Here is a 10233-nt window from a genome sequence, read left to right as displayed (position 1 = left end):
GATGGTGTGGGAGAGTAGGACGCTGCCGGACATTCATTCGCGAGGGGCCGCCCAAAGATGGGCGGCCCCTTCGCGCATTTTTGCGTTCCCGAATGCGTGTCGTCCCAGGTACGCGTACAGTTTTGAACCGGCGATGTGAAAGGTGATGTCGTGGCCGACAACGAGTCAAGTTCCGAGGGCGAGCGCGCAAGGCGCGACGCCGGTCGACCCTATCGCGGCGGCAGCAGCCGCAACTCATCCGCTCCCCGGAGTTCCTCTCAAGAGAGAGGATCCGCCAGTCGCGGCGGAGCGCCTCGACGCGATGGCGCTCCCGGCCGTGGAGGCTCGCCTCGTCGCGACAACGGCCCCGCAAACGGCGGAGGCCGCAGGAGCGAGAGCGGCCCCACTCGCGGTACCCGGGACGGCAACTACCCGGGAGACCGGGAAGCCAGAGCCCCCCGTCGCGAGCGTGATGGGGGAGATGCGCGCCCCTCCCAAACTCGCTTGGACGTTCCCGACGTTCCAGAGGACGTGACCGGTCAAGACCTCGACCGAGACGCGCACGGCCGGCTCCGCACCCTGAGCAAAGACAACGCCGAAGACGTGGCCCGGCACCTCGTCATGGCCGGACGGCTGCTTGAGGAAGATCCGGAGCGCGCCTATCGGCACGCGCAAGTGGCGCTCGCCCGCGGGGGCAGAGTCGACGTCGTCCGCGAGGCCGCCGCGCTCACCGCTTACGCCACCGGCCGCTATGCAGAGGCGCTCCGTGAGTTCCGCACCGTTACCCGCCTGAGTGGCTCCCACGCACACCTCGCGCTCGTCGCGGATTGCGAGCGGGGCCTGGGTCGGCCAGAGAAGGCTCTCGAGATCGCCGCCGGGGTAGACGCCAAGAGCCTCGATCGCAAGGGGCGCGCAGAGTTGGATCTGGTTGTTGCTGGCGCACGTGGGGATCTGAACCAGTTCGAGGCCGCGTTGCTGACGCTCGATCGCATCGTCGCGGTCGACGGCGAGCAGGCACAAAGGGTGGAAGAAGCCCGGTCAACCTTGCGTGTAGCAGCGGGTTTGGACGCTCCGCAAGAAGAGCAAGCGCAATCGGGGGCTACCGAAGCAGAGGCAGGCGGGGAACCCCAGTCCACGCCCGGCGTTGACGAAGAGGAAGTGGTTGTTTACGACCTCGAGGATGATGGCAATGCCTGAGTCAATGCTGAAGGGGACCGACGGTCCACTGCAGGAAGCGTTCGACGCCGCGCTTGTGGACCTGGATGGCGTCGCCTACCGCGGTCCGCAGGCAATTCCCTCCGCTCCGCCAGCGTTGCAGGCCGCACGCGACGCCGGGATGAGCATCGTGTTCGTGACCAACAACGCCAGTCGTGAGCCTCACGAGGTTGCCGACCACCTCAGCAGCCTGGGCATTCCCACGGATCCCGACGAAGTGCTCACAGCAGCTCAAGCGCTCGCGCGCCTGATGGCCGGTGACCTCGAGCCAGCGGCGACGGTGCTGGCTGTCGGCGGCAAGGGCTTGAGAACAGCGCTCACCGAGTTGGGCTTCACGCTCGTGGCATCCGCACAGGACAACCCCGACGCCGTGGCGCAGGGCTTCGTGCCTGAGATCTCGTGGCGCGATCTGGCCGAGGCCGCATACGCAGTCCAAGGAGGCGCCAGGTTCTTCGCCACGAACCTCGACCTCACGCTCCCGAACGAGCGCGGGATTGCCCCAGGCAACGGCTCCTTGGTGGGTGCCGTGGTGCACGCCACCGGCGTCAACCCGACCGCGGCAGGCAAGCCCGAGCCCACCATGTTTCATCTCGCGGCCGCGTCGGTAGCCTCCGAGAAGCCGCTCGCGATCGGCGATCGACTGGACACCGACCTCAAGGGCGCCAGGGCAGCCGGAATGCCGGGACTGCTCGTCTTCACGGGAGTGTCCTCGGCAGCCGACGCGGTGCTGGCGCCGCGTGATCAGCGCCCGTCCTACGTCGGCGAGAACCTCGAGTGCCTGGCAGAGTCGCATCCCGCACCCCGGCTCGAGGGCGCGACGTGGATCGTCCGCGCTGCCTCGGCGTTCGTGGATGGTCGACGGTTGAATGTGACCGGGAGCGGCATCGACGCCGTGCGTGCAGCGTGCGCTGCAGCGTGGGCTTCCGCCGACGGTGGCGTACAGGTCGATGGTGGAACGATTCCCGACTTCAGAGTAGGGTCGTGACATGAGCAAGTTCGAGGAAGTCCGCGAACCCCTGGGCGAGGTGCACTATCCACCAGAGGTGGAGCAGGCGCTGAAGGCCGTCAGTGAGGTTCCTGAGGACGTAGACGAGCAGGCAGAGTTCTTCGACAAGATCCAAGACTCTCTTGCCTCGCGTCTGCGCGAGGAATCCTGAGCCTCGACTCCCATGCGGCTTGACCGCGCCGTTTACGCGCGCGCGCTTGCCCGGTCGCGGTCACACGCACAGGAACTGATCACCCAAGGCCTCGTCTTGGTTGATGGCGAACCAGAGACCAAGCCAAGTCGCATTGTGCCCGACAACGTCGCCATCGACGTGGTTGGCGCCACGGACCACTATGTGTCTCGCGCGGCGCACAAACTCATCGGAGCACTCGATGCCTTCTGCCCGCTGGGGCTCGAAGTGCGCGGAAGGCATGCCCTCGACGTCGGCGCCTCTACTGGTGGTTTCACACAGGTGCTCCTGGAGCGGGGCGTTGGCCGCGTGACCGCAGTGGATGTCGGCCATGGGCAGATCGCGCCCGTCATTGCCGACGACGCCAGGGTCGAGGCGGTCGAGGGGCTGAACGTGAGGGACATGGAGACCGGCTCGCCCGGCACGGGCGCCGGGCTCGTGGTCGCGGATCTGTCTTTCATCTCACTCACCATGGTCATCGCGCCGTTGCGTGCCGTGGCGGCGGATCACGCCGACTTTGTGCTCATGGTGAAGCCACAGTTCGAGGTGGGAAAGCGGGGACTCGACAAGCACGGCGTCGTCGTCTCTGATGAACTGCGCGCGCAGGCCGTCGCGGCGGTGTGCGAAAGCGCCCAACAAGAGGGCCTGGCGGTCCGGGCGCTCGAGCGTAGCCCGCTGCCTGGCCCGAGCGGCAATGTGGAATTCTTCGTGTGGGTCAGCCAGTCATGGCAGTCTAGGGGTGCGGCCCAAGAGCGCGTGCTCACCGGGCACGCTTTGGACGCCGCAATTGTCACGCTCGTCGAAGGAAGTCCATGACCCGCCGCATTCTCATCGTCGCGAACCCGAGTCGCCCAGAGACTCTCGAGGCCGCCGATCTCGCCCGCTTGGAACTCGAGCAACGCGGCATAGCGGTCTGCACCGACAAGGGTGAGGACCCCATCGACGCCGTGATGGTCTTTGGCGGCGACGGGACGATGTTGCGCGCGGCCAGAGAGACTTACGGAACGGGCGCCCCGTTGCTGGGCGTGAACATGGGTCACGTGGGTTTCCTCGCGGAACTCGAGCGCGGAGACGTCGCCCACGCAGTGAATTGCCTCGCAGAGGGAGAGTTTGAGGTCGAGGAACGCCGCACCGTGGACGTGGTGGTGCGTCAGCCGGACGGAACGGTCGAGACTGGCTGGGCACTCAACGAGGCCGCCGTTGAGCGTTCCGAGTTGCTACGGACGCTCGATGTAGCCGTCGAGGTTGACGGACGGCCGTTGGCGAGTTTCGGCTGCGACGGAATTGTGATCTCGACCGCCACCGGCTCCACCGCGCACGCGTTCTCGGGTGGCGGGCCCGTGGTGTGGCCAGACGTGGAGGCCCTGCTGATGGTCCCGCTCGCCGCCCACGCGCTGTTTGCTCGACCCCTGGTGGTGGGCCCTCGATCCTGGTTTGCCGTCGAGGTGTTGGAACGCTCGCCAGCCGACGGACTGCTGGTGCTCGACGGCGCCGAGACCATCGCCGTACGCCGTGGTGCGCGCATCGAGGTGCGCCTGGGCTCGGAGCGCGTGAGACTTGCGCGCACGCTAGACGCGCCCTTCACCGAACGCTTGGTGCGCAAGTTTGGCCTGGACACCGAGGGTTGGCGCGGCGCGAACCGGGCGCACAAGGAGTAGCCGTGCTGCACGAATTGTCGATCACATCGCTCGGAGTGATCTCCTCCGCGCGCCTGCCCTTGCGTCCAGGGCTCACCGTGGTGACGGGCGAGACGGGTGCAGGCAAGACCATGGTGCTCACGGGTCTGGGCCTCATTCTTGGAGGCAAGGCCACGCCAGACGCCGTGCGCGTGGGAGCCGATGAGGCGGTCGCAGAGGCTATCTACGACCTCCCGGAGTCGTTCGAGGGGCGCGCCCTGGTGACCGACGCAGGCGCCGTGATTGACGACGACGGCACGGTCACTGTGGTGCGCACCGTGGGGTCGTCCACCCGATCCCGGTCCATCCTCGGTGGCCGCACAGTGCCGCAAGCGCTGCTCGCTCAAGTGGGCGAGGAACTCGTGACCGTTCACGGTCAGGCCGATCAGGTGCGTCTGCGCACGCCAGCGCGCCAGCGCCAGCTCCTGGATACGTATGCGGGTCCGCGTCATGGCGAGGCGCTTGCGCGGTACCGTGCGGCTTGGGCGCAGTGGCGTGAGGCTGCCGAGACGCTGGAACGCATGGTCGCGTCGGAGGACGTGGAACGCGCAAGGCTCACCCGATTGCGCGACGACCTCGCTGCACTTGACGACGCTGCGGTGCAGCCAGGCGAGCGGGCCGAGCTTGAGGCGACGGGCCAAGTGCTGGCTCACGCCGAGTCGCTACGTTCGCTCGCCGTGACCGCGCACGACGCTTTGGCAGGCGAGAGCGAGTTCACGGCGGCCGTCTCGCTCGAGGCCGCACGCAAGGCGCTCGACGAGGCCACGGCTCACGATCCCTCCCTTCGGGCGCTCGCCACGCGGGTTGCCGACTATCTATATGGAGCCACGGACGCCGCTCAAGAGTTGGCGTCCTACCTTGACCGTCTCGAGGCCGACCCCGCGCGCCTCGATGCCATGCACCAGCGGCTGTCGACCATCAGCGCCGCGGAGCGCCGGTTTGGACGTGCGGCAGACGAACTGGAGCCCCTCAGACAGAGCATCGCTGAAGAACTCGGTGCTGACGCCGACTGGGAAGACAGGGTCGAGGCCGCCAGGGCCGCTCATGACCGCGCACGCGCGCTGATGATCGAGTGCGCCCAAGAGGTCACCGAGGGGCGTCAGGAGGCCGCCGAGCGGCTCGCGGCGCACGTGGAGAAGGAGTTGACCCTCCTGGCGATGCCAGACGCCACCGTGCAGATGCGCGTAGAGCCGCGTGAGCCTGGCCCGTTTGGCGCAGACACGGTGTCATTGCTGCTGTCCGCGCACCCAGGAGCGCCCGCTCGATCGGTGACGGAGGCCGCGTCGGGCGGTGAGTTGTCGCGCATCATGCTTGCGATCGAGGTGGTACTCGCCGAGGCAGGCGGGCCAGCGCACACTTTCGTCTTTGATGAGGTCGACGCGGGCGTCGGCGGTAAGGCCGCGCAAGCCGTGGGGCAGCGCCTCGCGGCTCTGGCACGCACACACCAGGTGCTGGTCGTCACCCATCTCGCCCAGGTTGCGGCATGCGCGGCACACCACGTGGTGGTATCGAAGGCGTCCGACGGCGCCGTCACCGTGTCGCACGTGCGCGAGGTCGAAGGGGAGGATCGCGTCACCGAGGTGGCACGCCTGCTCTCGGGAGAGCAAGACTCGGCTTCGGCGCGCGCGCATGCCGTGGAGCTCCTTGAGAGCTCTCGCGTGGCACCATGACGGCATGAGGCGTTCTTCCGAGGCCAACACCCCCACGACCCTTTCCGCCCGTGTGCGGGTAGGGCACGATCCCCGCACGCTGGCGCGCGTCCTCAAACGGGGCGAAATCGCCATCATCGACAGAGCCGACCTGGACGCGGCTTCGGCGGAGCTTCTTGCCGACCGCGAACCCGCCTGCGTGATCAATGTGTCGCCGAGCCTCACGGGCCGGTTCGAGGCGCGCGGCGCTTCCACACTTCTCGCCCGGTCGATACCGCTCGTGGACGCGACCGACCGCACGCTGATCGCCGCGGCCGACGGGGACGAGGTGAGTGTCGACTTCACCGTCGAGGCTGGCTCCGATGGCAGGCGCGCCATCGTGACATCTGGCCCGGGAAGTGTCGAGTGTCGAGTGGTGGACGCGGAACACATTGAGAGCAGGCAGACCGAGGCCAAGGCCGCGTCGGCCTCGCGATTGCCGCGCCTCACGGCGAGTGCGCTGGATCTGGTGCAAAGGGATGGCCCCGCGCTCGTCGACGGGGATGCGGTGCCGCACCTCGAGTTGGACCTTGCGGGCAAGGATGTGCTGGTAGTGACCGCAGGGCCGGGATACAAGAACCAACTTGCAGCCCTAAGACGCGTGGTTCGCGAGCTGCGCCCCGTCGTGATCGTCACGGGCGACGCCGCAAATGTGGTGGCCGAGCACCACGGCGTGGATGTGATCGTCGGTCCGATCGAAGGCGTGTCAGATGAGGTGCTATCGAAAGCTTCACGAGTGGTCGTTCACGGCGAGTCCAACGCGGTCGCGACCACCCGTCTGGGGGCACTTGGGGTGAGGCACGTCAGCAGCGCTTCGCGCCTCGAATCGGCCGATCTCGCGGTGGCCCTCGCAGCGTCCGCCGGCGCCAGGCTGATCGCGACTGTTGGCATTGACACCGCGATTCCCGACTTGGTGGATTCGGCGCAGGGAGCCTCGGCGCTGTTGGCACGCGTCGCCGCCGGGCCCGCGTGGATCGACGGACGCATGCTCGCCAGGATCCACAGGTCGCGGTGGTCTCGACTTCAAGGGTGGCTCGTGGTTGTCCTCGCGGCGCTGGCGGCCGCGGCGGCGCTCGCCTTGCATCCTCAAGTGCGGGACGTGGTGACGCGCGTGACGGGCCTGGGTTGATGCGATCGCGTACGGTATTCGCGGCATTCTTGGTGCTCGCCCTTTCCGCGGGAGTTCTGATCGGCTTGGCAGCACCCCGAGGGGTCGACGCCACGAAAGCATCGCCCTCCGCTGCTGCCGATATCGAGGAGGCGTTGGCGCGCGTCGCGCAACGCGAGGCGTGGCTCGCTGAGGTGGTCACCGCTTCCGTTTCGGGTCGACTCGAGGGCGCGGAGATCGCGATCCTCGTGGCCGATGGCGCGTCGGCAGCGGATGTCGACAAGGTGACAACCGCCCTCAAGGACGCGGGTGCCACTGTGGCACTCGAGGCGGCGCTGAGCGCCGACTGGTGGACTCCGGAGCTGGGCGCCTATCGCGGCGAGATCGCGGATCAGGTGGCGGATTCGGTGATCGGGGCCGAAGGGCTGCCCTCGACCGACGTCTTGCAGCACGCGATCGTCCAGGCGCTCGTGCCAGACGCCGTGCCAGCGGGCGCCGAGGCCCCGGGAGACGTGGGGGTGGAGTTTCCAGACGACGGGGTGGCTGCGGATCGAACGGCGGTGCTCTTCGAGGTCCTCACCCGGTCCGACCTGCTCGCCGTGAGCGAGGCGGCCACGGGGCCCGTCGACGCCCTCGTCATCGTGACCGCACAAGGCCCAGAGGGCGGGGGGACCATGGCGGGACTCGCAGCGAGCGTGTGGGAGCAGTACGTGTCCGCCACCCTGGTGGTCGTGTTCGATAACGGGGAAGCGCCCACTGTCGCCACGGAGGCGATCACACACGGCGCGACGGTTGCGATCACTGATCGCCCGAGTGTCGTGGTGGCGACGGAGGAGTCGCTCATGCCCGCTCAAGTGGTGTTGGCCCTGGTAGAGCAGCGAGACGGCGGTTCAGGAGCGTACGGCGCCGCTCAAGAACTGGCGCTCATTGCGAAACCGTGACCGGCGAGCCACCATGATCACCCGCGAACACTGTTACTGTTGAAGTCCGTGGAGAGATCTCGTTTTGAGTCCCGTGCGGACCATGTCACCCGGCACATCTTTGTCACAGGGGGCGTTGTGTCCTCCCTGGGAAAGGGCCTGACGGCTTCCAGCCTCGGCCGATTACTTCGCTCGCGCGGCATCCGCGTCACGATGCAGAAGCTCGACCCTTACCTCAATGTCGACCCTGGAACGATGAACCCGTTCCAGCATGGCGAGGTCTACGTGACGGAGGATGGAGCCGAGACCGACCTCGACATCGGCCACTACGAACGCTTCCTGGACGTGAAGCTCTCTGGCGACTCGAACGTCACCACCGGCCAGGTGTACTCGCAAGTGATCGCCAAGGAACGACGCGGCGAGTACTTGGGCGACACGGTGCAGGTCATCCCTCACATCACCGATGAGATCAAGCGCCGCATGCGCGCCCAAGCGGGTCCGGACGTGGACGTGATCATCACCGAGATCGGCGGCACCGTCGGCGACATTGAGAGCCAGCCGTTTATCGAGGCGGCGCGCCAGGTGCGCCACGATGTGGGCCGCGACAACGTCTTCTTCCTGCACGTCTCGCTCGTGCCGTACATCGGCCCTTCCGGCGAGCTCAAGACCAAGCCAACGCAGCACTCCGTGGCAGCGCTGCGCAGCATCGGCATCCAGCCAGACGCGATTGTGTGCCGTGCCGACCGCGACATTCCCGCCTCTGTCAAGAACAAGATCGCGCTCATGTGCGATGTCGAGCCGCAGGCCGTCGTGACGGCCAAGGATGCGCCGAGCATTTACGACATTCCCAAGGTGCTGCATTCCGAGGGTCTGGACGCATACGTGGTGCGCAGGCTCGACCTGGCTTTCCACGACGTGCAATGGGGAGCGTGGGACGACGTACTGCGCCGCGTCCACCACCCCGCTGAAGAGGTCGAGGTTGCCCTGGTCGGCAAATACGTCGACCTTCCCGATGCCTACTTGTCGGTGGGAGAGGCGCTGCGTGCTGGTGGCTTCCACCACAACGCGCGAGTCAACATCCGCTGGGTCGCTTCCGACACGTGTCAGACCCCAGAGGGCGCCCAGAAAGCTCTTGGCGGAGTCGATGCCGTCCTGATCCCCGGTGGCTTCGGCGTGCGTGGGGTGGACGGCAAGATCGGCGCGGCCCGCTGGGCGCGCGAGAATCGGGTTCCCACCCTTGGCATCTGCCTGGGCCTGCAAGTCATGGTGATGGAGTATGCGCGCACCGTGCTGGGCTTGGAGGGAGCGTCCAGCTCCGAGTTCGATCCCGACACTCACCATCCTGTGATCGCCACCATGGAAGAGCAGCTCGAGTTTGTCGAGGGCAAGGGCGACCTGGGTGGCACGATGCGCTTGGGTGAGTACCGCGCGGTTCTGGTTCCGGGCTCCGTCGTGGAGCAGACTTACGGCGTGGCAACCGTGGGGGAGCGCCACCGCCACCGCTACGAAGTCAACAACGCGTACAGGCAACGCCTCGAAGAGGCCGGCCTGGTGGTGTCGGGGGAGTCCCCCGATCGCCAACTGGTGGAGTTCATCGAGTTGCCGCGCGCCGCGCACCCGTACTACGTGGCCACTCAGGCGCACCCCGAATTCCTCTCGCGCCCCACGAAGGCGCACCCTCTCTTTGCGGGGCTCATCGCGGCCGCGCTCGAGCTCCAGAAGGGTGAGCCGGCGCGCGACGAAAGCCCCGCCGAGCAGTACGTCGCACCTGCCGTGTCCCCCTCCTCCGCACCTGCCGTGTCCCCCACATCGTGACGCCGGAGGCGGCGGCGCCATTGGCCGACGTCGACGCGCCACGCCCGACGCTGACGCGCCACGAGCGCTTCGACGGCCTCGTGTTCAACCTGGTGAGCGACGAGGTGGACCTTGGCCACGCCGTCGTGACGCGTGACTATGTGCAGCACACGGGAGCCGTCGTCATCGTCGCGCTCAACGAGGTTGGCGAGATCTACCTGGTGCGCCAGTATCGCCACCCCGTGGGGGTCGAGTGCTGGGAGCCCCCGGCGGGTCTGCGCGACGTGGCGGACGAGCCGCCCGTCGAGACGGCCAAGCGCGAGTTGCACGAGGAGGCGGATCTGACCGCGGCAACGTGGCACGTGCTCGCCGACTACTTCCCTTCAGGGGGAGGCAGTTCAGAGGCGGTGCGGGTGTTTCTGGCGCGGGACCTCGCGCCGGTGCCCGTCGCCGAACAGCACCTTCGCACCGACGAGGAGCACGACATGGTCGGCGCCTGGGTCGCCCTTGATGACGTGTTGGCCGCGATCCCCGCCGGGCGGGTGCACTCGTCGTCCCTCGTGGTCGGCGCCATGGCCGCTGACCTCGCCCGCCGCGCGGGGTGGACCACGCTTCGCCCCGCCGACGCACCGTGGATGCTGCCGCCTACGGACAGGCGTCGCCCAGGGGAGTAGGGGC

General features: G+C 67.5%; 10 protein-coding genes. All 10 read left to right on the top strand.

The genetic code is table 11. The features are described from left to right. The first annotated feature begins 483 nt into the window (after nt 1-483). The 10 genes from QZZ33_RS04845 to QZZ33_RS04800 are packed head-to-tail and all read left to right on the top strand — an operon-like array spanning nt 484 to nt 10229. Entirely contained in the window at nt 484-1176 is a 693-nt protein-coding gene (locus QZZ33_RS04845; protein ID WP_291378575.1) for a hypothetical protein, read from the top strand. Then, entirely contained in the window at nt 1169-2179 is a 1011-nt protein-coding gene (locus QZZ33_RS04840; RefSeq protein WP_291378573.1) for an HAD-IIA family hydrolase, read from the top strand. The genes QZZ33_RS04845 and QZZ33_RS04840 overlap by 8 nt, the downstream gene beginning before the upstream one ends. Nucleotide 2180: 1 nt before the next feature. After that, nucleotides 2181-2351 carry a hypothetical protein gene (locus QZZ33_RS04835; RefSeq protein ID WP_291378572.1) on the top strand — a complete coding sequence of 57 codons (171 nt, stop codon included), beginning with the start codon at nt 2181-2183 and terminating at the stop codon, nt 2349-2351. A gap of 12 nt (nt 2352-2363) precedes the next feature. After that, a complete protein-coding gene (locus QZZ33_RS04830; protein WP_291378570.1) occupies nt 2364-3185 on the top strand; it encodes a TlyA family RNA methyltransferase in 822 nt (273 codons plus the stop codon). Continuing rightward, nucleotides 3182-4027 (top strand): NAD kinase, encoded by an 846-nt coding sequence (locus QZZ33_RS04825; RefSeq protein WP_291378568.1) that lies wholly within the window; start codon nt 3182-3184, stop codon nt 4025-4027. Before QZZ33_RS04830 ends, QZZ33_RS04825 begins: the two co-directional genes overlap by 4 nt. Nucleotides 4028-4029: 2 nt before the next feature. Then, entirely contained in the window at nt 4030-5715 is a 1686-nt protein-coding gene (gene recN, locus QZZ33_RS04820) for a DNA repair protein RecN (protein ID WP_291378566.1), read from the top strand. A gap of 4 nt (nt 5716-5719) precedes the next feature. Continuing rightward, nucleotides 5720-6862 carry a putative cytokinetic ring protein SteA gene (steA, locus tag QZZ33_RS04815; protein WP_291378564.1) on the top strand — a complete coding sequence of 381 codons (1143 nt, stop codon included), beginning with the start codon at nt 5720-5722 and terminating at the stop codon, nt 6860-6862. Next, a complete protein-coding gene (locus QZZ33_RS04810) occupies nt 6862-7782 on the top strand; it encodes a copper transporter (RefSeq protein ID WP_291378562.1) in 921 nt (306 codons plus the stop codon). The genes steA and QZZ33_RS04810 overlap by 1 nt, the downstream gene beginning before the upstream one ends. A gap of 48 nt (nt 7783-7830) precedes the next feature. Then, entirely contained in the window at nt 7831-9576 is a 1746-nt protein-coding gene (locus tag QZZ33_RS04805) for a CTP synthase (RefSeq protein WP_291378560.1), read from the top strand. 20 nt (nt 9577-9596) lie between these two features. Continuing rightward, nucleotides 9597-10229: an NUDIX hydrolase gene (locus QZZ33_RS04800; RefSeq protein WP_291378558.1), complete on the top strand. Its 633-nt coding sequence runs from the start codon at nt 9597-9599 to the stop codon at nt 10227-10229. Nucleotides 10230-10233: the final 4 nt, after the last annotated feature.

The sequence above is a fragment of the Demequina sp. genome (assembly GCF_016278775.1).
Lineage (GTDB): Bacteria > Actinomycetota > Actinomycetes > Actinomycetales > Demequinaceae > Demequina.
The sequence above is the reverse complement of the archived record's forward strand: the minus strand, read 5'-3'. Positions and strand labels throughout refer to the sequence as shown.

What these genes read in the sequence shown, in the direction of transcription:
- QZZ33_RS04835 (WP_291378572.1), top strand. Translation starts at nt 2,181, where the DNA reads ATGAGCAAGTTCGAGGAAGTCCGCGAACCCCTGGGCGAGGTGCACTAT.
- QZZ33_RS04825 (WP_291378568.1), top strand. Translation starts at nt 3,182, where the DNA reads ATGACCCGCCGCATTCTCATCGTCGCGAACCCGAGTCGCCCAGAGACT.
- QZZ33_RS04840 (WP_291378573.1), top strand. Translation starts at nt 1,169, where the DNA reads ATGCCTGAGTCAATGCTGAAGGGGACCGACGGTCCACTGCAGGAAGCG.
- steA (WP_291378564.1), top strand. Translation starts at nt 5,720, where the DNA reads ATGAGGCGTTCTTCCGAGGCCAACACCCCCACGACCCTTTCCGCCCGT.
- QZZ33_RS04830 (WP_291378570.1), top strand. Translation starts at nt 2,364, where the DNA reads ATGCGGCTTGACCGCGCCGTTTACGCGCGCGCGCTTGCCCGGTCGCGG.
- QZZ33_RS04810 (WP_291378562.1), top strand. Translation starts at nt 6,862, where the DNA reads ATGCGATCGCGTACGGTATTCGCGGCATTCTTGGTGCTCGCCCTTTCC.